Genomic DNA, 21,873 nt, shown 5'->3' on the forward strand with positions numbered 1-21,873 from the left:
AGCCGCCGGCCGACGCCGACGGCTCTGCGTCTGCCCAGTCCGACGCCGTGCATGCCCGCCGCCCCGTGAGGTGAGGGTGGGGATCGGGTGACCGCGATATTCGCAGGCGCCGCGAACCCCGGCACGGCTAGCATCCGCGAACGGACCCATGCCGCCGACCCGTGAAGGGAAGCCGCCCGTCGTGTCCCGCCCGAGCGTCTCGATCGAGGAGTTCACCGTCTCCGGCCCGGAGGCGGGCCCTTACGGGATCGCCGCCGGACCCGACGGCGCCCTGTGGTTCACGCTGGTGCACCACGGGCGCATCGGCCGCGTGGCCCCCGACGGCGCGGTCGGTTCCTACCCGCTGGAGCAGGCCTGCGGCGGACCGTCGACCATCACGGCCGGGCCCGACGGCGCACTGTGGTTCACGGAGTTCCGCGGCCACCGCGTCGGCCGCATCACGACCGCCGGGGACGTCACCTCGTACGCCCTGCCCACGCCGGACGCCGGCCCGTTCGGGATCACGGCGGGGCCGGACGACGCGCTGTGGTTCACGGAGGCGGGCGCCGACCGCGTCGGCCGGATCTCGGTCGACGGCCGGATATCCGAGTTCCCGCTCCCCGCGCCGGGCGCCTTCCCGTCGGGCATCGCACCAGGTCCGGACGGCCGGCTGTGGTTCACCATGAACCAGGCGAACGCGATCGGCTCCGTCGGCCTCGACGGCTCCGTCGTCGTCCATCCGCTGCCGACGCCGGGCGCGGCGCCCGTCGGCATCACGGCCGGGGCGGACGGCGCCCTGTGGTTCGTCGAGATCGGCGCCGGCCGGATCGGGCGGATCACGCCGGACGGCACGCTCGACGAGTTCGCCCTGCCCGACCCGGAGTCGCGCCCCCACGCCATCACCGCCGCCACCGACGGGGCCTGCTGGTTCACCGAGTGGGGCGCCAACCGGGTCGGCCGCATCACCCCCGACGGCCGCATCGAGGAACACCCGCTCCCCACCCCGTCCTCGGAACCCCACGGCATCGCCCAGGGCCCGGACGGCGCGATCTGGACCGCCCTGGAGAACGGGGCGGTCGCGCGTCTGACGGTGGGCTGAGACCAGCGGCTCGGGATCCTCGCGGCGGGGCCCCGGAACCGGCGGTTCCGGGGCCCCGCGGGATCAGCTCGCCGGGCGGCCGTAGCGGGCCGTGTTCCCCTCGACGAGGTACCGGTGGAACCCGGCCTTCTCCAGGACCCGGACCGAGGCCGGGTTGGACAGTTCGACGCCGGCGGTGACGGTGCGGACGCCCGGCGCCGAGAGCGCGAAGGACGCCAGCGCCGCCGTCGCCTCGGTGGCGTAGCCCCGGCCGCGGCGGGAGGCCACGATGCCGTAGCCGATCTCCAGGGCGCCGTCGGCCGGGGGCCAGAACAGGCCGATGGAGCCCACCAGTGTGCCGCCGTCGCGTTCGACGACCAGGCGGTGGCCGTAGGCGCCGAACCATTCGGGGCGTTCGCCGAGGAGGCCCGCGATCACGCGGTCGCCCTCGGCGGGGAAGTCGTCCGCCCAGCGGGGCCGGCGGGTGCCGCCGAGGACCGCCGCCGTCTCGGACCCGGTCCAGGGGCGCAGGACCAGGCGTGGGGTGATCAGTTCCGCGTGGGCGGAGGGAGCTGAAGAGGACACGTGTCTCTCCTGGTGGTCGTGAGCGACCGGACCGCGCTCTGCCGTGGCGCGGGCCGGATGAGGGCATGCCGATGAGGGCCGACGGCGGCCATATTCATCAACCTCCTCATCCGGGGAGTACGTGTCGTGCGCGACCGTGTGACGGTAGCGGGGCCGCGTGCCGTGGGCAACGGAATTCGCGGCGGCTCGGGCAGCCGCCGGCGGGAGGGGTTCAACGGGGCGTCAGCAGACCGTCCACCAGCGCCCGCAGTCCGTGCAGGTACGTGTCCTCGGCGGTCAGCTCCTGCCAGCGGCCGGCGACCTGGGCCAGGCGGGGAAGCTCGTCCCCGTCGAGGCCGTCGAAGACCTGCTCCCGGTACGTCGGCCGGCCGTCGTCCGCGCGCCTGCGGCCGGCGGTCGTCCGGACCACGATCTCGCCGGCCGTGTAGTACCAGATCGCCCGGTACCCGTGTACGGCCCGCTCGGGCGGCAGACCGCAGGCGACCAGGCCGTCGACGATCTGCTCGACGAACCACAGCGCGGACGTGGACAGCAGGTCGTCGGCGGTCAGCACCTCCACGATCCAGGGGCAGGCGGCGAGCGCCTCGTGGATCGCGGCGGCGCAGACGACGACCCGCTCGCGGGGCTCGGCGGGCAGCCCGGGCCGGTGCAGCGTCCGCGCCGCGTAGTCGTCCAGGAGCAGGACGAGCAGCTCTTCCTTGTTGCGGACGTGGTGGTACAGCGCCATCGGCGTACTGCCGATCTCGGCGGCCAGCCGGCGCATGGTCAACCGGGCCACGCCCTCGCTGTCCACGATCCGGCGGGCCGTGCCGACGACCTCCTCCCGGGAGATGCGAGGGGGACGGCCTGGGGTTTTGCGCGGAGCGGGCGGTTGCGGCATGCCCTCATCATCCCCCGGCCCGGTATCCGGCGGTCGACAGGGACGGACGTCCGGGGTACTTTTCTTACATGTATAGAAACTCGCGAGGGCGTCCCGGGGTGATCCTTGCGGCGGTCGCCGTGGCCCAGTTCGCGATCGCCCTGGACCTGTCGGTGGTCAACGTCGCGCTGCCCGCCCTGCGCACCGCCCTGGGGTTCTCGCCCCTGGGGCTGTCCTGGGTGGTGCACGCCTACGCGCTGACGCTCGGCGGATGCCTGCTGCTGGGCGGCCGTGCCGCCGACCTGTTCGGCCGGCGCCGGCTGTTCGTACTGGGCCTGACGGTCTTCGGGCTCTGCTCCCTGGCGGGCGGACTCGCCCAGGAGCCCTGGCAGTTGATCGCCGCGCGCGCCGGTCAAGGGCTGGGCGCTGCCGCGGCCGCTCCCGCCGCCCTGGCGATGCTGACCACCACGTTCACCGAGGGCCCGCGGCGGGTGCGTGCGCTCGGGGTGTGGAGCGGGGTGAACGCCGCGGGCGGCGCGCTGGGCGTGCTGGCGGGCGGCTTGCTCACCGAGTACGCCGGCTGGCGCTGGGTCATGCTGGTCAACCTGCCGATCGTGGCGCTCGCGCTCGCGCTGGTCCCCGCCGGTGTCCCCGTCGACCGGCGGCCGGCCCGGCGCGACCGGCTCGACGTGCTCGGCGCCGTCCTCGCGACCGGCGGCGTGGGGCTGCTGGTGCTCGGCGTCGTCCGCACCGAGTCCGCGGGCTGGGGAGCCGCCGGCACCTGGGCGATGCTCGCGGCCGGGGCGGCCCTCCTGGCCGGCTTCGTCGCCGCCGAACGCCGGACGGCGGCGCCGCTGCTCCGCCTCGGTCTGCTGCGCGGCCGCTGGGTCGCCGGTGCCAACGTGCTGGTCTTCTTCTCCACGGCCGGGCAGTTCGCGGCGTTCTACTACGTCTCCCTGTACATGCAGCAGGTCCTGGGCATGGGCGCCGCGGCCACCGGTGCCGCGTTCCTGCCCTTCTCCGTGAGCCTGGTCGCGGGCACCCTCGCGGCGACCAGGATCACTTCGGCGCACACCCCTCGGACCGCCCTGGTGCCCGGCGCCCTGCTGGCCGCCGCCGGCCTGGCCTGGTTCGCCTTCATCAGTCCCGACGGCGGCTTCGTCACCGACGTGCTCGGCCCCTGCCTCGTCACCGGCCTCGGCGTGGGCCTGGTCATCGCCCCGACCGTCGCCGCCGCGACCACGGGCGTCGCACCGCACGAGGCAGGCATGGCCTCCGGACTCATGAACAGCTCCCGCCAGCTCGGCGGCTGCGTCGGCCTGGCCGTCCTCGCCACCCTCGCCCAGCACCGCACCGGCACGGCGACCGGACCGGCGGCGCTCAACGCCGGCTACGCCCTCGGCCTCGCCGTCGCCGCGGCCCTCTTCGTGCTGGCGGCCGTCGTGGCCGTCGGCGTCCTGCCGGGCCGCCGCGCCGGAGATACCGGCCGGCCACCCGCGCCTAAGGAGACGGGCGGCACCGCGAAGGACCCGGACGAGCACCGGACCGACGACGAACTGGAAGGAACCCCCTCATGACCACGACGCCCCCCTCGCCCCTCGGCCTCGTCGACCTGTTCGCCTCGGCCCTGCACGTCGGTCCCGGCGGCGTCGTCCGGGCCGGTGAACGACGGATGGCGGACGGCGCGTCCGACGCCTGGCAGGTCGCGGCATTCCACGCGGAGAGCGACGCCGACGTGCACGCCGACCACTGGGAGACCCACCCGGAGGCGGACGAGGCGGTGTGCTGCCTGACCGGTGGTGTCCGCCTCCACCTCGGGTCCGTCCGGCCGGGCGGACCGGAGGACACCGTCCTGCTGCGGCCGGGTACCGCCGTGATCGTCCCCCGTGGGCGCAGACACCGCCTCGAACTGGACGCCCCCAGCGACCTGATGTCCATCACCCTGCGGGCCGGCACCCGGCTGGAGAGGCGCACGGCCCCGGACGAGGGCGCGACGCTGCGCTGAACGCGCGGCGCACGTTCGCGGTGTCGGCGCCGATGACTTCTCGCCCCGCCGCGGGTCTTCCCTCTACGTACACGCTCGGCAAGGAGGAAGAGCCCATGTCAAGCCTCATGGTGGACTTCATCGTCTCGCTCGACGGCTACGGTGCCGCGGAAGGGTGGCCCGGCTTCTGGGGCATGGAGGGACCGGAGTACCTCGCCTGGCTGGAGGAGGACTCGCGGAACGCGTACACGACCCTCATGGGTGCCAAGACGTACCGGCTCATGTCGGGCTTCGCCGAGCAGATGCCCGACGACCCGGGCATGGCGCTGCTGGCCGCGTCCCCGAAGGTGGTGTTCTCCTCGACCCTGGAGGAGCCGCTGTCCTGGTCGCACTCGGAGGTGAACCGGGAGGAGCCCGTCGCGGCCGTGCGGGAGATGAAGCGGCGGGACGAAAGCCCGCTGCGCACCCTCGGGAGCGTCAGCCTGTGCCGTTCCCTCATCGCGGGCGGCGTGGTCGACCGCTTCCGCGTGGTCGTCTTCCCGGTCGTCACCGGCGCCACGGGACGGGACCGCATCTTCGACGGCTACCCCGACCTGGCCCTGGACATGGTCGAACACCGCACGTTCGACGGCGGCATCCAGCTGCTGGACTACGTGCCCCGGGTTCTCGACGGGCCGCCCGGCACGGGCGACTAGGAACGGCCCGGCCCGAGAGCGAGCATCGCCCCCGCGACCTCCCCGGCCGCCGCGCCGGGGATCGCGGTCGAGGCGTCCTCCAGGACGAGCAGCCGGGCGCCGGGGATCTCGCGGGCGACGGCCTCGGCGTTCCCGACGGGGAAGAACGGGTCGCGGCGGCCGTGGACGACGAGGGTGGGGAGCGCGATCTCCGGCAGGCGCTCGCGCCAGCGGGGCGCGCAGTCGAGCGCCGAGAAGACCATGCCGAGCTGGTTGGCGAGCTGCACGGGCGGCGCGGTGCCGGGCGTGCGGTCCCACACGCGGCCGGCGGTCGCGCGGGCGGTGTCGGGGTCGTCGCCGAGGATCTCCGCACCGGCGGCGGCGAAGTCCGCCACCGCCGCCCGGTCGGTCCAGTCGGGCATGGGATGCGCGAACAGCCGGCCCATCGTCGCCGGGTCGTGGTCGGGGAGGTCGTCGTCGACCGGTCCGGGGGCGACCGCGCGGGTGCCGGCCAGAGTGAGCGCGGAGAAGACCTCCGGGTGGTCCAGGGCGGCCACCTGGGCGACCATCCCGCCGACGCCGATTCCCGCGAGGTGCGCGGGAGCGTCCGTGAGCGCGTGCGCGAGCGCCGCCGCGTCGCGGGCGAGGTCGCGCAGCGTGTAGGCGGGCGCCTCCGGGTCCTCGGTCGTGGACTCGCCGCTGTCGCGCAGGTCGTAGCGCACCACGCGCCGCCCGCCGGCGGCCAGGCGCTCGCAGAGCGCGTCGGGCCAGGACAGCATGGTCGTCCCGCCCGCGAGCAGCACGAGCGGCGCGTCCTCGGGCCCGAACGACTCGACGCCCAGGGACACTCCGTTGACCTTGACGGTGTTCATCGCACCACGGTAACCGCCTGCTGGGCCACCGGCGGGTGGAGCGCGGCGATACCCGCGAGGACGAGGGCGATCCCGTCGAGGAACTGCTCCCGGTCGTCGTGCCCGCGCACCTGCTCCGCGACGGCCCGGGTGAAGGGGTAGGCGTCGGGGTCCAGCCCCTCCCAGGCCGTCGATACGGCGTCCAGGAACTCCGCCCGGTCCATGCCGGCCCCGGGGGCCGCGGCGCTCGCCGTGTTCGCGGCGTTCTGGCCGGCGGCGCCGAGGATGTAGTGCATCAGGGCGGACGTCGCCGTGAACCATCCGGCCTCGGGCACGCCCAGGGCGCGGACCTCCCGGCCGATGCTCTCGAAGATCCGCGGCGCCACGGTGCCCCAGGGGCTGCGGGAGAGCTGCGCCGCCAGCTGCGCGGCCAGCCACGGATGCTCCTCGACCGCGTCGAACAGGCCGAGCGCGACGGTGCGGACACCGTCCCCCGGCGCCCCGCCGGGCTCGGCCGGCCGGACCGCGGCGGCGACGACCGCGTCGGTGGCGGCGGTGAGCAGCTCCGCCTTCCCCGCGATGTGCCAGTAGATCGCCCCGGGACCGGTCGCGAGTCGGTCGGCGAGCGCGCGGAAGGTGAGACCGCTCTCGCCCACCGAGTCGAGGAGCTCCACGGCGGCCTCGACGATGCGCTCCCGGGAGAGGGGTTCCTGGCGCCGATCCGGGCGCCGCGACCTGGTTGCCATGCCTCCATCCTAGCCCCGCTGGAACACCGTTCCAGCTTGACAGGGGATGGAACGGCGTTCCACCCTGGAGTTGCTGGAACGCCGTTCCAGGAGCGCCGTGCCGGGCCCCGCCCGGCGGGCCGGGACCAGGTCCCGGCCCGGATCCCGCGACCAGGGAGGAACCCCATGACCACGAACACGCACGTCACGATCGTCGGCGCCGGACTCGGCGGCCTCACACTCGCCCGCGTCCTGCACGTCCACGGCATCCCCGCCACCGTCTACGAGGCGGAGGCCTCCGCCTCGGCCCGCGCGCAGGGCGGGATGCTCGACATCCACGAGGACAACGGCCGGCCCGCACTGGACGCGGCCGGCCTGACCGAGGAGTTCCACGGCCTCGTCCTGGAGGGCCGCCAGGCGGCCCGGGCGCTCGCACCCGACGGCACCGTCCTCTTCGAGGAGTCCGACGACGGCACCGGCGGCCGCCCCGAGGTGATGCGCGGCGAACTGCGCCGCCTGCTCCTCGACTCGCTCCCCGCCGGCACCGTCAGGTGGGGGCGCAAGGTCACCGGCGTCCACGCCCTCGGCAGCGGCCGCCACGAGGTCGCGTTCGCCGACGGCGACAACGTCGTCACCGACCTGCTGGTCGGCGCGGACGGCGCCTGGTCCCGGGTCCGGCCGCTGCTCTCCGGGGCGACCCCCGAGTACACCGGCCTGTCCTTCGTCGAGACCTGGCTGCACGACGCGGACGAACGGCACCCGGACACCGCGAAGGCGGTCGGGGGCGGCGCCATGTACGCCCTCGCGCCCGGCAAGGGCATCCAGGCCCACCGCGAGGCGGGCGGCATCCTGCACGCCTACGCCGCCCTGCGCAGGCCGCCGGAGTGGTTCGAGGGCGTCGATCTCGCCGGCCCGGCGGGCGCCGCGCGGATCGCGGGCGAGTTCGAGGGCTGGGCGCCGGAACTGACCGCGCTGGTCACCGACGCCGACGGCGCACCGGTCCTGCGTCCGATCCACACCCTGCCCCCGGCCCACCGCTGGGAGCGGGTGCCGGGAGTGACCCTGCTGGGCGACGCGGCCCACCTGATGCCGCCGTCCGGCGAGGGCGCCAACCTGGCCATGTACGACGGTGCCGAACTCGCGGGCGCCCTCGCCGCGCACCCCGGTGACGTCGAGGCGGCCCTCACCGCGTACGAACGGGACATGTTCGCCCGCGCCGCGGCCGAGGCGGACGACGCCGCACGGCTCCAGGAGCTGATGTTCGGCACCGACGCGCCCCACGGTCTGATCGGCATGTTCACCGGCGGCGAGGCCACCGCTGTCTGAGGCTCCGCCGGATGTGCGCCGGGGGAGGAGAAGGACTCCCCGCCGACGGGCCGGGCGGCATAATCCGTGCGTGACCCTCACCCCGCGACGCCTCGCCCTCGCCACCCTCCAACGGCAGCTCCTGCTCGAACGCGAGCGCCTGGACGTGGCCGAGGCGGTCCGCCGGGTCTGCGCACTCCAGGCGCAGTCACCGGCGTCGCCGTACCTGGCGCTGTGGAACCGCGTGCGGGACTTCGCGCCCGAGGACCTCGACGCCGCGTTCGCGGAGCGCCGGGTCGTCAAGGCGAGCCTGATGCGGATCACCCTGCACGCCGTGCACGCCGAGGACTACGCCGCGTTCCACGCCGCCATGCTGAGCACCCTGCGCGCCTCGCGGCTCTACGACCGCCGCTACACCTCGACGCGACTGACCCCCGCCGACGCCGACGCCGTCCTGGCGGAACTCCCCGCGATCCTCGACCGGCCGCGCACCGGCGCCGAGATGGAGAAGGAGCTCACCGCCCGGTTCGGCGAGCACGCCCACCGCGTGTGGTGGGCGCTGCGCACGTACGCCCCGGTGCACCACGGGCCGACCGGCGGCCCCTGGTCGTTCACCGCCCGCAACGCCTACCTCGCCGCCCCGCCGGACGCCGGGAGCCGTCCGGAGGCGGCGGCCGGAGTGCGCGGGCTGCTGCTCTCCTACCTCCGCGCCTTCGGCCCCGCCACGGCCCAGGACTTCGCCCGCTTCACGCTCCTGACGCGCGGCGCCGTCGACGACGCGCTGCGGGAACTCGGCGACCGGGTGGTGCCGGTCGCGGGCCGGGGACGCGCCGCCCTGTTCGACCTCGCCGACGCCACCGTCCCGGCCGAGGACACCGAGGCCCCGCCCCGTCTGCTGCCGATGTGGGACAGCACCCTGCTGGCCCACGTGGTGCCGGGCCGGTTCCTGCCCGCCGAGTACCGGCCGGCGGTCGTCCGCCGCAACGGCGACGTGCTGCCCTGCCTGCTCGTCGACGGCCGGGTCGCCGGGGTGTGGCGCACCGTCGAGGGCGGCGTGGAACTGACCGCCTTCCAGCCGCTCGGACCGTCCGCCCGGCGCGCCGTGACCGAGGAGGCGGAAAGGCTGGCGGCGCTGCTCGCCGACCGCGATCCGGCGGTCTACCGGCGTTATGGGCACTGGTGGGACAAGGGTCTCCCGGGCGTCGAGAACCTGACCGTGAAGGGCTGATCACGGGCCCGCCGGGCAATCACGGGAAGCAGGTAAAGTTAAATCAAAGGCGCCGTTGTGGTGCCTTGATCATTACTCGGTCATTGCTTGATCGGCAGAGCGCTCTTTTCCCATTGCCCGGGAGGGGTCGCCATGGATCCGTGGTTGATCTGGTTGATCGTTTCGGCGGTCCTGATCGTGGCGGAGATCTTCACCCTCACCGCCGCGCTCGGAATGCTGGGTGTCGCCGCTCTGATCACGGCGGCATCGGCGGCGGCCGGCCTTTCAGCGCCTTTCCAGTTCCTTCTGTTCACCGTCGTCTCGGCGGTCTCGCTCCTTTTCGTCCGGCCGGTCGCCGTGCGCCACCTCCTGCAGCCGCAGACCGCCAGATTCGGAGTGGAGGCGCTGGTCGGCAGGGCCGCCTACGTCGTCTCCGAGGTCACGGGACGGGAGGGCCGGGTGCGCATCGGCGGGGAGGAGTGGAGCGCCCGTTCCTACGACGAGACGCTGGTCATTCCGCGGGGAGCGACCGTCGACGTCCTGGAGATCAGCGGCAGTACCGCATTCGTCCACCCCCGGGAGTGACCATGGAAGTCTCGGCGTTTCTCATCGCCGGTGTGATCGTCGCGCTGCTCGCGGTATTCACCGTCGTGCGGGCGGTTCGCATCGTCCCCCAGGCCCGCGCCCGCAATGTCGAACGACTCGGCCGCTACCACCGCACGCTGAAACCCGGACTGAACCTGGTCATCCCCTACATCGACCGCGTCTATCCGGTGATCGATCTCCGGGAACAGGTCGTCTCCTTCAAACCGCAGCCGGTCATCACCGAGGACAATCTCGTCGTCGAGATCGACACCGTGCTGTATTTCCAGGTGACCGATCCGCGCGCTGCCTTCTACGAGATAGCGAATTTCCTCCAGGCGGTCGAGCAGCTCACCGTCACCACCCTGCGCAATGTCGTGGGCTCCATGGACCTGGAGAAGACCCTCACCTCCCGCGACACCATCAACAGCCAGCTCCGCGGCGTCCTGGACGAGGCCACCGGCAAGTGGGGGCTGCGCGTGAACCGGGTGGAGATCAAGGCCATCGACCCGCCGCAGTCCATCAAGGACGCGATGCAGAAGCAGATGCGCGCCGAGCGCGACAAGCGGGCCGCGATCCTCGGCGCCGAGGGCCAGCGCCAGTCGCAGATCCTCACCGCCGAGGGCGACAAGCAGGCCGCCGTGCTGCGCGCGGAGGGCAACCGCACCGCCGAGATCCTCAAGGCCGAGGGCCAGTCGCGGGCCATCGACGAGGTCTTCCAGGCCGTGCACCGCAACGACCCCGACCCCAAGCTGCTCGCCTATCAGTACCTCCAGGTGCTGCCGCAACTCGCCCAGGGTGAGGGCAGTACCTTCTGGGTGATCCCCGGCGAGGTCACCTCCGCGCTCCAGGGCGTCTCCCGCGCCTTCACCGAATCGCTGCCCCAGTCACCCGCGACCCGCGACAACCGGCGGGACGACGGGGCCGACCAGGCCGCCAGCGACACCGCGCAGGCCGCGGAGGCCGCCGCCGAGGCCCTCGCCGACGCCGCCCGGGCCGACCGGGTGACCTCCGAGCCGCTGCGTCCCACCCCCGTGCCCGAGGACCGATGAGAACCCCGCCCGTCCCTGCGAGGCCCCCATGTTCGATGTGCCCTTCTGGCTCTGGATCGCCTTCGCCGCCACCGTCGTCGTCTCGCTCACCGTCGACCTCCTCGCGCACCGCGGCGCACACGTCATCGGATTCAAGGAGGCGGCCGCGTGGAGCGGCCTGTGGGTGGGCCTGGCGCTCGTCTTCGGCGGCGTCGTCTTCCTCGTCCTCGGCCCGACCGCGGGCACGGAGTACACCACCGCGTGGCTGCTGGAGAAGAGCCTGTCCGTCGACAACCTCTTCGTCTTCGCGCTGATCTTCGCCTACTTCAAGGTGCCCCGGGCCTACCAGCACCGCGTGCTCTTCTTCGGCGTCATCGGCGCCCTCGTGTTCCGCGGCATCTTCCTGGCCGCCGGAGTGGCCGTGGTCAACCGCTTCACCGCCGTGCTCTTCGCCTTCGCGGCCATCCTCTTCTACAGCGTCTACAAGATCCTCAAGGGCGAGGAGGAGAGCTTCGACCCGGGCCGCAGCCTCGCCGTCCGGCTGCTGCGGAAGGTCGTCCCGGTCCGGGACACCTACGCCGGCCCCAAGTTCTTCGTGAAGGAGGCCGGCAAGCACGTGGCCACGCCGCTGCTCGCCGTCGTCGCCGCGATCGAGGCGGCGGACCTGATCTTCGCCGTGGACAGCGTGCCGGCCGTGCTCGCGGTCAGCGACGACACCTTCATCGTCTACACCAGCAACGCCTTCGCCATCCTCGGCCTGCGGGCGCTGTACTTCATGCTCTCCGGGCTGCTCGACCGCTTCCACTACCTGAGCAAGGGTCTGGCGATCATCCTCGGGTTCATCGGCGTCAAGCTCATCCTCCAGGCCACCCACAAGATCGTCAGCCCCTCGGTGCCGGAGATCCCCTCGCCGGTGAGCCTGGCGGTCATCGTCGTGGTCCTCGCGGCCTCCGTGATCCTCAGCCTCCGGCGGCCACCGGACCCGGAGGACGGGGGAGGCGGCGGTTCCGGCGGTTCCGGCGGCGAAGCCCTCAGCGCACCCGAACATAAGAACGTAAAATAGGGGTAAAGTCCTCTCAAGCCTTGAAACACCCCAAACCTCCTTCTCGGCGTGGACGTGAGAGCCATGAGCAGTCACACGCGGCAGACGAAGCCGACGCACACCGCACCACGGCAGTCCGACTCGCAGCGCGAGGACATCTGCCCCACCTGCGGCCACACCGTTCCGGCGGAGATCACCCGGCACAAGACCCTCGGGATCTACGTCCCGGTCTGGGGCCCCGGCACCTGCCGGAACCCCGACTGCGGCACGCCCGCGTCCGGCCGGGAACGCTGAGCCCCGGCGGTCCGTGCCCGGTGCTCAGCCGACGGCGGGCCCCGTGACCGGCCTGCCCTCGGCGTCGTACGGCCAGACGTTGGTGCGGCAGCCGTGCAGCCCCTTGATCTGCTGCATCATCACCGGTGCCGGACGCCCCGCCCCGGGACATCCCTCGTGGCCGTGGCCCAGGAAGTGCCCCACCTCGTGGTTGACGATCAGCGCCCGGTACGACGTCACGTCGTCCGCGTAGTACTCCGTGGCCAGCAGCCACCTCTTGAGGTTGACCATCACGTCCTGTCCCACGTTGCAGTTGACCTCGCCGCCGGTGTCCAGCCCGTACCGGCCGCACACCGCGTCCACCGTGCCCGCCGTGGCGAGCCGCACCCGGAAGTCGGACGCGCCGCCCGCCACCCGCCGGAACCCCACGTTCCCGTCCGCCGTCCAGCCCCGCTCGTCGGCGAGGATCCGCTCCACCTCGGCGGCGACCTCCCCGGCGGGGATCCCGATGCCGTCCTCGACCTGCACCACGTATGTCAGCGTCCGCCCGCTCCCGCCGACCCGATCACCGCCGCCGCCCGCCGTCGTGAACGTGCCCGGGCCGGACGAGGGAATCGATCCGTGGCCGGCGCCCTTCGTCCTCGCTTCCGCGCCCTGCGTCCCGGCGGTTTCGCGCGGTGCGGGCCGCGCGGACGGCGCCGCGGAGGGCGGCGACGGCGACGCGGACGGGGTGGGGGACGCAGAGGAGCCGGCGGCCTCCGCGGCCCGGCCGGCGGGGTCGCCGCCCTCCCGCAGGGCCAGGCCGCCGACGAGCACCAGCACCGCGCCGGCCGCCAGCCCCGCCGACAGGGGGCGCCACCGGGCCCCCCGTCGGCGGCGGGCGCCACCACCGCGGGCAACACGGCGGCGCCGGCGGTCCGTTCCGGCGGACGGCGAGGGTCTCGATCTGCGCTCGTTCATGATCACAAAGCGTGGCGCGGCGGTGTGATCCCCCGGGGACCGCTGTTGGACCGCTGTGTAACAGCCCTCACCCGCGCGGGGGCTCCGGTCCGTCCATACGCATACTGAGACCCATGCCCCGGGTCCTGATCATCGAAGACGACCGCGCCGTCCGCGACGGCCTGCTCCTCGCCCTGCGCCGGCAGGGACACGAGGTCCGCGCCGCCGCGACCGGTGAGGAGGGCCTGGAACTGCTGCGGTCCTTCCGGCCCGAGGCCGTCGTACTCGACCTGATGCTGCCCGGCATGTCCGGCCTGGAGGTGTGCCGCCGCGCCCGCGCCCACGACCAGGTGCCGATCATCATGGCCACGGCCCGCGGCGACGACACCGACATCGTCGTCGGCCTGGAGGCCGGAGCCGACGACTACGTGGTCAAGCCCGTCCGCGCCCGCGTCCTGGACGCCCGCATCCGCGCGGTGCTGCGCCGGGCCGGCGGACCGCCCGCCGACCCGGGTACACCGCGCACCGAGCACTACGGCGACCTGGCCATCGACCGGGCCGGACTGACCGTCACCCACCAGGGGCGGCCCGTCGCCCTCGGCCCCTCCGAACTGCGGCTGCTGCTCACGCTGTCCGCGTCGGCGGGCCAGGTGTTCAGCCGTCAGCAGCTCCTGGAGGCCGTGTGGGAGCACAGCTACCACGGGGACGCCCGGCTCGTGGACGCCTGCGTCAAGCGGCTGCGGGCCAAGATCGGCGAGCCCGCGGGCAGCCCGCGCCACGTGCACACCGTCCGCGGCTTCGGCTACCGGTTCGGGACCCGGTGAGACCGTGAGACCTCCCCGGGCGCTGCGCGCCCTGAACGGGCTGCGGGTGCGGCTGGTGGTGGCCTTCACCCTCGTCGCCGTCGTCGCCACCGTGACCACCGGGGCGCTGACCTTCCGCGAGGCGCGCAACGGCGTCCTGCGGCAGAGCCAGGACACCGTGATCGAGGACTTCCGGCACCGCGTCGACACCCTGGTCCCCAACTACCGCTTCCCGCCCGACGCGGACGACCTCCAGGCGTTCGCCGCCGATGTGGCACGCGGCGGCCGGTCCCAGACCTGGCGGGTGCTCACCGCCTACCGGGACGCCCGCGCCACGTCGCGACCCGGCGACGCGTTCGGCGAACTGTCCCCGGAGATGCGCGAGTCGGTGCGCTCCCGCCGAGCGACGGTGTTCCAGCGCGTGTCGCACGACGGCCGGCCCGCGCTCGTCGTCGGCATGCCGGTCACCTTCACCGGCCCGTACGGCTCCTCGGGCGGCGCCTCCGGTCTGGAGGTCTACCTGACCGTGCCCCAGCAGGAGGAACAGGGCTACGTCGACGCCCTGGTCACCGCCATCGAACGGGCCACCGTGCCCGCGCTGGTCCTGGCCGTGCTGGTGGCGCTGCTGGCCGCGCGCGGTGTGCTGCGGCCCGTGCGGGCACTGCGCCGGGCCACCCGCAGCATCGCCGAGGGCCGTCTGGACACCCGGCTCGCGGTGCAGGGCTCCGACGAACTGGCCGACCTCTCCCACACCTTCAACGAGACGGCCGCCGCCCTGGAGGGCTCGGTGGCGGAATTGCGGCGCATGGAGGCCGGCGCCCGCCGGTTCGCCGCGGACGTCTCGCACGAACTGCGGACGCCGCTCGCCGCCATGTCCGCGGTGACGGACGTCCTGGACGAGGACGCGGCCGGACTCGACGGGGACACGGCCATGGCGGTGCGCCTGATCAGCGAGGAGACCACCAAGCTGGCCGCCCTGGTGGACGACCTGATGGAGATCTCCCGGTTCGACGCCGGAGCCGCCGCCCTGCACCTGGACGAGATCGACCTGGCGGAGTCCGTACGGCGCACCCTCGCCTCCCGCGGCTGGCGTGACTCCGTGACGGCCCGCCTGCCCGGCCCCGGAGAGCTGCGCGGCCGCGTCGACCCGCGCCGCCTCGACGTCGTCGTCGCCAACCTCGTCGGCAACGCCCTGCGGCACGGCGCGCCCCCCGTCCGTCTCGACCTGGCCGCGGGGGAGGACACCGGCACCGGGGGACAGGCGGTCCTCACGGTCCGCGACCGCGGCGAGGGGATTCCGGAGAGCGTGCTGCCGCACGTCTTCGACCGCTTCTACAAGTCGGACGCCGCCCGCACCCGCAGCGAGGGCAGCGGCCTCGGCCTCGCCATCACCGCCGAGAACGTACGCCTGCACGGCGGCACCCTCCGGGCGGCCAACGACCCGGACGGCGGCGCCGTCTTCACGGTCGTCCTGCCCCTCCCGCGCGACGGCGCTCGGGACGGGGCCACGCACGCGACGCGGGAGGACCGCACATGAAGCCCCCGTCCCGGGCCACTCGGCACGCCCTCCCCTTCCTGCTCGCGGCGCTGCTCCCGCTGGCCGGCTGCGGCATCCCCGAGACCGGGGTGGTGCAGGCCGGCGAGCCCGCGAGCGGGGTCCTGGAACCGGGCGCCGTCCCCAGCCCCTCCGAGACCTCGGCCGTGCCCCTCGCCAAGGTGCGTCTCTTCTTCGTCGCCGACGGCGCCCTCGCGCCGGTGACCCGCGTGCTGCCCGCCGCCACCGACCCCGGCGGCGTCGTCCTCGTACTGCTCGACGGGCCCGACGAGCGGGAGCGGGCGGGCGGACTGACCACCGAGCTGCCGTCCGCCACCGCGGCGCCCACCGTCCGCGTCGACGGGGCGTCGGTCACCGTGCTCCTGCCACGCGGCACCAGGAGCCTCAGTGACACGGCCGTCGACCAGCTGGCCTGCACGGTCGCCGCGGCCCGGCTGCGGCAGGACCCGGCGCTGCGGAGCGCGCAGGTGACCGTGGAACAGCCCGGCGGCAGGCTCGCGGGCCGCTCCAGCGACGACTGCCCCACGGGCGCGGAGCCCCCCGCGGGCGGGACGACCGGAGGTGGGACGACTGGAGGCGGGAGCGCGGTTCCCGGCGACAGAGACACCGCCGCTCCCGGGGAGAGCGACACGGGTGCGCCCACGAACGGCGACACCGCAGCCCCCACCAACGACGAAACCGGTGCCCCCGGACAATCCGGGGGCACCGGTTTCGTCGTTGGTGGCTGACCCTAGCGCCGTCCGCCCGGCCCGCCGCTGCCGAAGGCACCGCTGCCGCCCTCGTCCCAGCGGGGCCGGTCCTGACCGGCCGCGGTGCGGCTGCCCTGGTGGCCCAGGTCGTGCGGCAGCGTCCGCTCGTCGCTCTTGGGCATCTCGTCGGGCTCGCGCCGCTCCCGCACCTCGCCCACGGGGCCGTCCGCGGGCAGATGCGGCTGCTCCTCGGGCAGCGGCGGCGGCGACTCGCGCCGCTTCAGACGGCTGCCGAAGGCGAACGCCCCGATCAGCAGGGCCGCGACCACCACGGCGGCCACGATCAGTCCCACACCGAGCCCGCCCGGGCCCGCGGCCAGGTCCATCCATGTGTTGCTCATGGCGCGCGGGTACCCCCGGTCCGGTCCGCCAACCCGCCCGGAAATCCCGCCGCGCCCCGTGCCCGGACCAGGCAGGGGCGGCCCCGCCGGTTTGCCCGCCGCCGCAGCGGCAACCCGCTCGGTGTGACCTCGACGACGACTTCCCAGCAGGAACTCTTCCGCTTCCTGGAAGACCGCTTCGCCTGCGCACAGGCGTGCACCGAGTGCGCCAGGGCCTGCGCGCTGCGGGCGAGCCTCGTGGACCCGGACGGAACCGAGAACCAGGAACTCGTGCGGCGCAGGGGCATCATGTGCGCCGAGGTGTGCGACGCGACCTGCCGGGTGCTGTCCGAGCAGAACCAGGTGGACGAGGACGCCATCCGCGTCCAGCTGGAGTGGTGCCGGCAGGTGTGCCTGGAGAGCGCGCACGTCTTCGACGCGCACCCGGGCGCCGAGGAGAGCGCCCGGGCGTGCCGGGACTGCGCCCGGGCCTGCGGGGAGTTCCTGGACACCCTGCGCTGACGCCCCGGCGTGGCCGGCTCTGGGATCCGGCCGCGCGGCGCGTTAGCCTCGCGGCATGGCGGCGACGCGTTCGAACGCCGACCCGGGGCTGTTCGGCCCGGACTCGGTGACCTGGCAGGCGCACGGCGACCCGATGATGTGGATCGCCGGCATCCGCGCCCTCTACCTCCAGGCCCTCCACCCCCGCGCCGTGCGGGGCGTCACGCAGAACAGCGACTTCCGGCGCGACGCCTGGGGGCGCCTGATGCGCACCGCGGGATTCGTCGGCACCACCACGTACGGCACCACCGAGGACGCCGAGCGGGCCGGCGCCCGGGTCCGGAAGATCCACCGCCTGCTCGGCGCGACCGACCCGGACACGGGGGAGCGGTACGGCGTCGACGAACCCGCCCTTCTGATGTGGGTGCACTGCGCCGAGATCGGCTCCTACCTGCACGTCCTGCGCCGCTCCGGCTACCCCCTCACCGACGCCCACGCCGACCGCTACCTCGCCGAGCACCGGCACAGCGCCCGCCTCGTGGGCCTCGACCCCGCCACCGTGCCCGCGGACCGGACCGCCCTGGCCGCCTACTTCGCGCGCACCCGGCCCGAACTGGACGCCGGCCCCGAGGCACACGAGGTCGACGACTTCCTGCGCGACCCGCCCGTCCCCGCCCCGCTGGTCCTCGCCCGCGCGCTGCTGTGGCGCAGGGTCGCGCACCTCGCGTACGACTCCCTGCCGCCCTACGCGCACGAGCTGTACGGCAGACCGGCGCCCCCGCCCGACACGGTCACCCGGCGGCTGCGCCTGAGGGGCGCCGCGCTGCGCGGGATTCCCGCCCGGCTGCGCTGGCAACTGCCGCCCAGACACATCCTGGGCGCGATGGCCCGGCTCGGCCCGGCCACGCGCCCCGGCCCGCACCGGCTCGGACGCTGAACCGCACCGGACCGGCCGGGCGCGCGGGCGGCCTCGGGGCCCCGCGCGAACCGGACCTCAGGCGGCCCGGCGTTCGGCCAGCCGCGCCAGCAGCCGGGCGCGGTGCCCCTCGTCGGAGGCCAGGGCGAGCGCCGTCCACGCCATGGCCAGCCCGCCGTCCAGCACCGCACGGTCCGCCCCGGCGCTGGTCCCGTACCGGGTGAACTCGGGGTTGTGCATGATCGTGTCGCCGCAGTCGTACCCGATGCCCGGGTGGATGGTCGGCACCAGATGGGAGACGTTGCCCATGTCGGTGGAGCCGCCGCGCATGCCGTCGGGTGCGTCCGCCCGCCTTCCCAGGTCCCGCAGGCAGTCCCGGTACACCCCGCACATCTCCAGGTCCTGCCGCAGATCCGCGTAGTCGTTGCCCACCGCCTCCAGCGCCAGCTCCGCCCCGGTGGCCAGGGCGCCCGCCTCGAAGCAGGCGCGGATCCGGGCCTGGAGCGCGGCGAGGTCCCCGGCGGACTCGGCGCGGCAGTCGTAGTCCGCGGTCACCAGGCCCGGGATCACGTTCGGGGCCTCGCCGCCGTGCGTCACGACGCCGTGCACCACGCCGCCCGGGATCATCTGCTGCCGGTACGCGCCGATCGCGACCTGGGCGATCATCATCGCGTCGGCCGCGTTGACGCCCTTGTGCGGCATCGCCGCCGCGTGCGAGGTGCGGCCGGTGTAGCGCACCCGCCAGCTCCCGATGGCCAGCGAGGTCATGCCGACCCCGTCCGACGGCGCCGCGTGGACCATCATCGCCGCCGCCACGTCGTCGAAGGCGCCCGCGCGGAGCAGGTCGACCTTGCCGCCGCCGTATTCCTCGGCGGGGGTGCCGAGGAGCTTCACGGTGAGGCCGAGTTCGTCGGCGAGGGGGGCCAGGGCGAGCGCGGCGGTCACCGCGGCGGAGCCGTTGACGTTGTGCCCGCAGGCGTGGCCGATGCCGGGCAGCGCGTCGTACTCGGCGGTGATCGCCACGACGAGTCCACCGTCGCCGGCCGTCGCCTCGAAGGCCGTGTCGAGACCGTATGCGCCGCGCGTGACGTCCAGGCCGGCGGCCTCCACCAGGTCGGCGATCTTCCGCGCCGACCGGTGTTCCTCGTAGGCGAGTTCGGGTTCGGCGTGCAGGCTGTGGCTGAGCGCGAGGACGTCGTCCTGGCACTTGGTGACGACGGCTCGGGCGCGTTCACGGGGGTCCTGCCGGGTCATGGGGCTCCTTCGCGAGGGTGAGGGGGGAGAGGCGTCAGGCGGGCCGGTCGGAGCGCCGGTACAGCAGCGCGGCGAGGGCGCCCAGCAGGGAGACGCCCGTGCACACGGACCAGGTGGTGGCGTAGGCGCCGTACGCGGGCAGCGCCGAGCCGGCCGCCGTGTGGGCGGCGGTCACCGCGAGGACGCAGGCCGCGCCCAGCGAGCCGCCCACGTTGATGAGCAGTTCGTTGATGCCGGAGCCGACCGCCGTCTGCTCGGGCGGCACGGACTCGACGGCGAGCGTCCGGGTCGACTGCTGGAGCAGCCCGGTGCCGACCCCGGCCACCACGGTCGAGAGCAGGTAGGGCGTGAGCGAGGTGTGGAGGGCGAGCGCGAGCGCGTAGCCCGCGGCCATCAGCAGGGAGCCGACGACCAGCGTGGCGCGGTCGCCGACCCGCGCGGCCAGCCGGGGAGCCGCCACGGCGGCCAGTGCGAGGGACGCCATGCCCGGGATCGTGGCGAAGGCGATCTCCAAGGGGGAGAGCCCCATGCCGTACCCGGCCACCTCGCCCGGGGTGCCGAGGAAGACGGCGCTCGCGATCTGGAGGCCCAGCATGCAGAAGGAGAAGGTCGTCGTCACCAGCGCCACCACCGCGACGTTGCGGCGGCGGAACAGCCGTACGTCGATCATCGGTTCCGGCGAGCGCAGCTCCACCCACACCCACACCGCGGTCACCGCGGCGCCGCCCACCAGGCAGGCCAGGGTGCGCGGCGAGGTCCACTCCCAGCCCGGCAGGCCGCCCTGCCCCAGACCGAGCATGACCGCGACCAGCCCCGCGCACAGCAGGACGCCGCCGCGCACGTCGAGCCGCCCGCCCGGACGCTCGGTGGTCTCCGGCAGCAGCGGCCAGGTCACCAGCAGCGCGACGCTCACGGCCGCGGCCGGCACCCACAGGGCCGCGGTGGGCGTGTCGACGTAGTGCGCGACCAGGCCGCTGGCCACGCTGCCGAGACAGATGCCGGACACGAGCGCCGCCACCATCACCCCGATGCTGCGGCGGCTCTCGGCCTCCGAGGTGCGGTTGCGCAGGATGCCCACCAGCAGCGGGAAGAACCCGGCGAACGCCCCCTGGAGGATCTGCCCGATCAGCAGCGTGCGGAACGATCCGGCCGTCCCCACGACCAGCGAGCCGAGCAGCACCACGGCCAGGTTCCAGCGCAGCACCCTGCGGTGCCCGTGCAGGTCGCCGAGGCGGGAGAGCAGCGGAGTGAAGGCCACGCTCGCCATCAGGTTGGCGATGCTGAGCCAGTTCAGACCGGCGGCGGTGACGTGCAGGACGTCGGTGAGGCTGCGCAGCACCGGGGCCAGGAAGCCCTGGGTGATGCCGCTCGACAGTTCCACCAGCACGATCGAGACGACGATGGCCGCGGCCGGGACGGTGCGGACCGGGGGAGCGGAGCCGGACGACGCCTTGGCGGCGGCTGCCTGAGTCATGGGCGTACCTCTGCGGATGGCCGGAAACCGGCGTGCGGATGCTGTCCGGTAATCTGCGCGCCACCATCGGAACCGAGCAACAGACGCCGGCCAGAAAGCGTGAATCGGGCACCAGGGCGTCTCAGAGGGCGGAATCGGGCAGGAGGGGAGTCGCGCGTGGCGGAAAGAGAGACCCGTCCGGAGGTGGCCCCCGACGGCGCCGACCTCGGCATCCTGCGCTACCTCGCGCGACGCCCCCGCGCCTCCTTCGCCGAGGTCGGCGCCGTCGTCGGCCTGCACGAACGGACCGTCGCCCGCCGGCTGGGCCGCCTGCTCGACACCGGCGAGGTCCGCTTCACCGCCTCGCTGACCAACGAGTACCTGGGCGACGGCATGGTCGTGGAACTGGCCGTGCGCTGCGCACCGGGCCGCCTGGAGGAGGTCGCCCGCGCCGTCGCGGCCCGCCCTCAGGCCCGCTCCGTCGAAGTGGCCACCGGCGACCTCCAGGTACTGGCCGAGATGGCCGTCGCGGACGAGGCCGAACTCATCGACCTGATCGACCGCACCGTCGGCCGGATGCCCGGCGTCCTCGACATCCACTCCGCCGTCGTACTGCGCCTGCTGCTCACCGCCGTCGACTGGGCGCCCTACGACCCCGAGCCCTCACCGCTGCGCCGCCTGGCCGTCGAGGGCCTGCGGCCACCGCCGCCCATCGCCGTCGACGCCGTGGACCGGGAGCTGGTGCACCTGCTGGGCGAGGACGCGCGGATGCCGATGAGCACGCTGGCCGGACGGCTCAGCCTGGGCGAGTCGACGGTGCGCCGCCGGCTGGGCCGCCTGATGTCCTCGCACGTCTTCCACCTGCGCCTGTTCGCCGAACCGGCCGTCCTCGGCTACCCCGTGGAGACCCGCTTCCAGCTGGAGGTGCGCCACGGCGCCCTGGACGACGCGCTGCGGCTGCTGGCGGGCGAACCCTCCGTCCGGCACCTGGTCGTCACCACCGGGCGCGCCAACGTGCTCGGCTACGCCAGCCACGCCTCCGCGGCCGAGATGCACGACTTCCACGCCCGCGCGTTCGCCGCCCTCCCCGGCCTGCGGGAGGTGCGCACCGCCCTGCTGATGCGCACCTACCGACGCGCCGGCCGCCCCGTGGGAACCCCGGGCGCCCCGGCCACCGGCAGGCTCTTCCCCCGGCCCGGCGCGTGAGC

The 21,873-nt window shown here is 74.2% G+C and carries 24 protein-coding genes; 16 read left to right on the top strand and 8 right to left on the bottom strand.

Annotation, left to right across the window (positions count from 1 at the left end):
- The first annotated feature begins 148 nt into the window (after nt 1-148).
- Entirely contained in the window at nt 149-1,078 is a 930-nt protein-coding gene (locus IE108_RS30510) for a Vgb family protein (RefSeq protein ID WP_064726350.1), read from the top strand.
- Between the two features lie 63 nt (nt 1,079-1,141).
- On the opposite strand, the gene IE108_RS30515 is transcribed toward IE108_RS30510, so the two are convergent.
- Both IE108_RS30515 and IE108_RS30520 read right to left on the bottom strand, forming a co-directional pair.
- Nucleotides 1,142-1,642 carry a GNAT family N-acetyltransferase gene (locus tag IE108_RS30515; RefSeq protein ID WP_064726349.1) on the bottom strand — a complete coding sequence of 167 codons (501 nt, stop codon included), beginning with the start codon at nt 1,640-1,642 and terminating at the stop codon, nt 1,142-1,144.
- 211 nt (nt 1,643-1,853) lie between these two features.
- Entirely contained in the window at nt 1,854-2,522 is a 669-nt protein-coding gene (locus IE108_RS30520; RefSeq protein WP_064726348.1) for a TetR/AcrR family transcriptional regulator, read from the bottom strand.
- 68 nt (nt 2,523-2,590) lie between these two features.
- On the opposite strand from IE108_RS30520, the gene IE108_RS30525 reads away from it, so the two are divergent.
- The 3 genes from IE108_RS30525 to IE108_RS30535 all read left to right on the top strand — a co-directional run bounded on the left by IE108_RS30525 (nt 2,591) and on the right by IE108_RS30535 (nt 5,180).
- Nucleotides 2,591-4,078, top strand: a complete 1,488-nt coding sequence (locus tag IE108_RS30525) for an MFS transporter (protein WP_079163402.1) — start codon at nt 2,591-2,593, stop codon at nt 4,076-4,078.
- Nucleotides 4,075-4,506, top strand: coding sequence for a cupin domain-containing protein (locus IE108_RS30530; protein WP_064726347.1), 432 nt, complete (start codon nt 4,075-4,077; stop codon nt 4,504-4,506). The genes IE108_RS30525 and IE108_RS30530 overlap by 4 nt, the downstream gene beginning before the upstream one ends.
- Nucleotides 4,507-4,601: 95 nt before the next feature.
- On the top strand, nt 4,602-5,180 hold the full coding sequence (locus IE108_RS30535) for a dihydrofolate reductase family protein (protein WP_064726346.1): 579 nt from the start codon (nt 4,602-4,604) through the stop codon (nt 5,178-5,180).
- Here the strand turns inward: IE108_RS30535 and IE108_RS30540 are convergent.
- On the bottom strand, nt 5,177-6,031 hold the full coding sequence (locus tag IE108_RS30540) for an alpha/beta fold hydrolase (protein WP_064726345.1): 855 nt from the start codon (nt 6,029-6,031) through the stop codon (nt 5,177-5,179). The genes IE108_RS30535 and IE108_RS30540 overlap by 4 nt on opposite strands.
- Nucleotides 6,028-6,756 (bottom strand): TetR/AcrR family transcriptional regulator, encoded by a 729-nt coding sequence (locus tag IE108_RS30545; RefSeq protein ID WP_064726344.1) that lies wholly within the window; start codon nt 6,754-6,756, stop codon nt 6,028-6,030. The genes IE108_RS30540 and IE108_RS30545 overlap by 4 nt, the downstream gene beginning before the upstream one ends.
- Before the next feature lie 165 nt (nt 6,757-6,921).
- Here IE108_RS30545 and IE108_RS30550 point away from each other — a divergent pair, with 165 nt between their 5' ends.
- The 6 genes from IE108_RS30550 to IE108_RS30575 all read left to right on the top strand — a co-directional run bounded on the left by IE108_RS30550 (nt 6,922) and on the right by IE108_RS30575 (nt 12,196).
- Complete coding sequence (locus IE108_RS30550) at nt 6,922-8,061, top strand: FAD-dependent oxidoreductase (RefSeq protein WP_064726343.1); 1,140 nt, start codon at nt 6,922-6,924, stop codon at nt 8,059-8,061.
- Nucleotides 8,062-8,131: 70 nt separating this feature from the next.
- Nucleotides 8,132-9,268, top strand: a complete 1,137-nt coding sequence (locus IE108_RS30555; protein WP_064726342.1) for a winged helix DNA-binding domain-containing protein — start codon at nt 8,132-8,134, stop codon at nt 9,266-9,268.
- Nucleotides 9,269-9,400: 132 nt separating this feature from the next.
- Nucleotides 9,401-9,832, top strand: a complete 432-nt coding sequence (locus IE108_RS30560; protein WP_064726341.1) for an NfeD family protein — start codon at nt 9,401-9,403, stop codon at nt 9,830-9,832.
- Nucleotides 9,833-9,834: 2 nt separating this feature from the next.
- Nucleotides 9,835-10,881, top strand: coding sequence for an SPFH domain-containing protein (locus IE108_RS30565; protein ID WP_064726340.1), 1,047 nt, complete (start codon nt 9,835-9,837; stop codon nt 10,879-10,881).
- Nucleotides 10,882-10,909: 28 nt separating this feature from the next.
- A complete protein-coding gene (locus IE108_RS30570; protein WP_064726339.1) occupies nt 10,910-11,923 on the top strand; it encodes a TerC family protein in 1,014 nt (337 codons plus the stop codon).
- A gap of 63 nt (nt 11,924-11,986) precedes the next feature.
- Nucleotides 11,987-12,196 carry a hypothetical protein gene (locus IE108_RS30575; protein WP_064726338.1) on the top strand — a complete coding sequence of 70 codons (210 nt, stop codon included), beginning with the start codon at nt 11,987-11,989 and terminating at the stop codon, nt 12,194-12,196.
- Between the two features lie 24 nt (nt 12,197-12,220).
- Here IE108_RS30575 and IE108_RS30580 read toward each other — a convergent pair whose 3' ends face one another.
- Complete coding sequence (locus tag IE108_RS30580) at nt 12,221-13,135, bottom strand: DUF3152 domain-containing protein (protein ID WP_079163801.1); 915 nt, start codon at nt 13,133-13,135, stop codon at nt 12,221-12,223.
- A gap of 113 nt (nt 13,136-13,248) precedes the next feature.
- On the opposite strand from IE108_RS30580, the gene IE108_RS30585 reads away from it, so the two are divergent.
- From IE108_RS30585 to IE108_RS30595, 3 genes are read left to right on the top strand one after another with little or no spacing between them, the layout of a single operon-like run.
- Complete coding sequence (locus tag IE108_RS30585) at nt 13,249-13,938, top strand: response regulator (RefSeq protein ID WP_064726337.1); 690 nt, start codon at nt 13,249-13,251, stop codon at nt 13,936-13,938.
- Nucleotides 13,939-13,942: 4 nt separating this feature from the next.
- The gene (locus IE108_RS30590) at nt 13,943-15,454 is read left to right on the top strand and encodes an ATP-binding protein (protein WP_064726336.1); all 1,512 of its coding nucleotides are present in this window, start codon (nt 13,943-13,945) and stop codon (nt 15,452-15,454) included.
- Nucleotides 15,451-16,200, top strand: a complete 750-nt coding sequence (locus IE108_RS30595; RefSeq protein WP_064726335.1) for a hypothetical protein — start codon at nt 15,451-15,453, stop codon at nt 16,198-16,200. Before IE108_RS30590 ends, IE108_RS30595 begins: the two co-directional genes overlap by 4 nt.
- 2 nt (nt 16,201-16,202) lie before the next feature.
- Here IE108_RS30595 and IE108_RS30600 read toward each other — a convergent pair whose 3' ends face one another.
- Nucleotides 16,203-16,562, bottom strand: coding sequence for a DUF6479 family protein (locus IE108_RS30600; RefSeq protein WP_064726334.1), 360 nt, complete (start codon nt 16,560-16,562; stop codon nt 16,203-16,205).
- Nucleotides 16,563-16,685: 123 nt separating this feature from the next.
- On the opposite strand from IE108_RS30600, the gene IE108_RS30605 reads away from it, so the two are divergent.
- Both IE108_RS30605 and IE108_RS30610 read left to right on the top strand, forming a co-directional pair.
- Entirely contained in the window at nt 16,686-17,063 is a 378-nt protein-coding gene (locus IE108_RS30605; RefSeq protein WP_064726333.1) for a four-helix bundle copper-binding protein, read from the top strand.
- 55 nt (nt 17,064-17,118) lie between these two features.
- A complete protein-coding gene (locus IE108_RS30610; RefSeq protein WP_189397802.1) occupies nt 17,119-17,979 on the top strand; it encodes an oxygenase MpaB family protein in 861 nt (286 codons plus the stop codon).
- A 57-nt stretch (nt 17,980-18,036) separates the two neighbouring features.
- On the opposite strand, the gene IE108_RS30615 is transcribed toward IE108_RS30610, so the two are convergent.
- Together IE108_RS30615 and IE108_RS30620 are read right to left on the bottom strand one after the other, a co-directional pair.
- Nucleotides 18,037-19,212 carry an amidohydrolase gene (locus tag IE108_RS30615; RefSeq protein ID WP_064726331.1) on the bottom strand — a complete coding sequence of 392 codons (1,176 nt, stop codon included), beginning with the start codon at nt 19,210-19,212 and terminating at the stop codon, nt 18,037-18,039.
- Nucleotides 19,213-19,246: 34 nt separating this feature from the next.
- Complete coding sequence (locus IE108_RS30620; protein WP_064726330.1) at nt 19,247-20,686, bottom strand: MFS transporter; 1,440 nt, start codon at nt 20,684-20,686, stop codon at nt 19,247-19,249.
- 156 nt (nt 20,687-20,842) lie between these two features.
- Between IE108_RS30620 and IE108_RS30625 the strand changes: the two genes are divergently transcribed.
- Nucleotides 20,843-21,871: an Lrp/AsnC family transcriptional regulator gene (locus IE108_RS30625; protein WP_064726329.1), complete on the top strand. Its 1,029-nt coding sequence runs from the start codon at nt 20,843-20,845 to the stop codon at nt 21,869-21,871.
- The last annotated feature ends 2 nt before the right edge of the window (nt 21,872-21,873 follow it).

Origin of the sequence: Streptomyces parvulus (genome assembly GCF_014648855.1) — a bacterium.
GTDB lineage: Bacteria > Actinomycetota > Actinomycetes > Streptomycetales > Streptomycetaceae > Streptomyces > Streptomyces parvulus.

Bases quoted from the DNA above. Each gene is read 5' to 3' on its own strand.
- IE108_RS30510 (WP_064726350.1), top strand. From the start codon at position 149: ATGCCGCCGACCCGTGAAGGGAAGCCGCCCGTCGTGTCCCGCCCGAGC.
- IE108_RS30520 (WP_064726348.1), bottom strand. From the start codon at position 2,522: ATGCCGCAACCGCCCGCTCCGCGCAAAACCCCAGGCCGTCCCCCTCGC.
- IE108_RS30525 (WP_079163402.1), top strand. From the start codon at position 2,591: ATGTATAGAAACTCGCGAGGGCGTCCCGGGGTGATCCTTGCGGCGGTC.
- IE108_RS30530 (WP_064726347.1), top strand. From the start codon at position 4,075: ATGACCACGACGCCCCCCTCGCCCCTCGGCCTCGTCGACCTGTTCGCC.
- IE108_RS30535 (WP_064726346.1), top strand. From the start codon at position 4,602: ATGTCAAGCCTCATGGTGGACTTCATCGTCTCGCTCGACGGCTACGGT.
- IE108_RS30540 (WP_064726345.1), bottom strand. From the start codon at position 6,031: ATGAACACCGTCAAGGTCAACGGAGTGTCCCTGGGCGTCGAGTCGTTC.
- IE108_RS30545 (WP_064726344.1), bottom strand. From the start codon at position 6,756: ATGGCAACCAGGTCGCGGCGCCCGGATCGGCGCCAGGAACCCCTCTCC.
- IE108_RS30550 (WP_064726343.1), top strand. From the start codon at position 6,922: ATGACCACGAACACGCACGTCACGATCGTCGGCGCCGGACTCGGCGGC.
- IE108_RS30560 (WP_064726341.1), top strand. From the start codon at position 9,401: ATGGATCCGTGGTTGATCTGGTTGATCGTTTCGGCGGTCCTGATCGTG.
- IE108_RS30565 (WP_064726340.1), top strand. From the start codon at position 9,835: ATGGAAGTCTCGGCGTTTCTCATCGCCGGTGTGATCGTCGCGCTGCTC.
- IE108_RS30570 (WP_064726339.1), top strand. From the start codon at position 10,910: ATGTTCGATGTGCCCTTCTGGCTCTGGATCGCCTTCGCCGCCACCGTC.
- IE108_RS30575 (WP_064726338.1), top strand. From the start codon at position 11,987: ATGAGCAGTCACACGCGGCAGACGAAGCCGACGCACACCGCACCACGG.
- IE108_RS30580 (WP_079163801.1), bottom strand. From the start codon at position 13,135: ATGAACGAGCGCAGATCGAGACCCTCGCCGTCCGCCGGAACGGACCGC.
- IE108_RS30585 (WP_064726337.1), top strand. From the start codon at position 13,249: ATGCCCCGGGTCCTGATCATCGAAGACGACCGCGCCGTCCGCGACGGC.
- IE108_RS30595 (WP_064726335.1), top strand. From the start codon at position 15,451: ATGAAGCCCCCGTCCCGGGCCACTCGGCACGCCCTCCCCTTCCTGCTC.
- IE108_RS30600 (WP_064726334.1), bottom strand. From the start codon at position 16,562: ATGAGCAACACATGGATGGACCTGGCCGCGGGCCCGGGCGGGCTCGGT.
- IE108_RS30610 (WP_189397802.1), top strand. From the start codon at position 17,119: ATGGCGGCGACGCGTTCGAACGCCGACCCGGGGCTGTTCGGCCCGGAC.
- IE108_RS30615 (WP_064726331.1), bottom strand. From the start codon at position 19,212: ATGACCCGGCAGGACCCCCGTGAACGCGCCCGAGCCGTCGTCACCAAG.
- IE108_RS30620 (WP_064726330.1), bottom strand. From the start codon at position 20,686: ATGACTCAGGCAGCCGCCGCCAAGGCGTCGTCCGGCTCCGCTCCCCCG.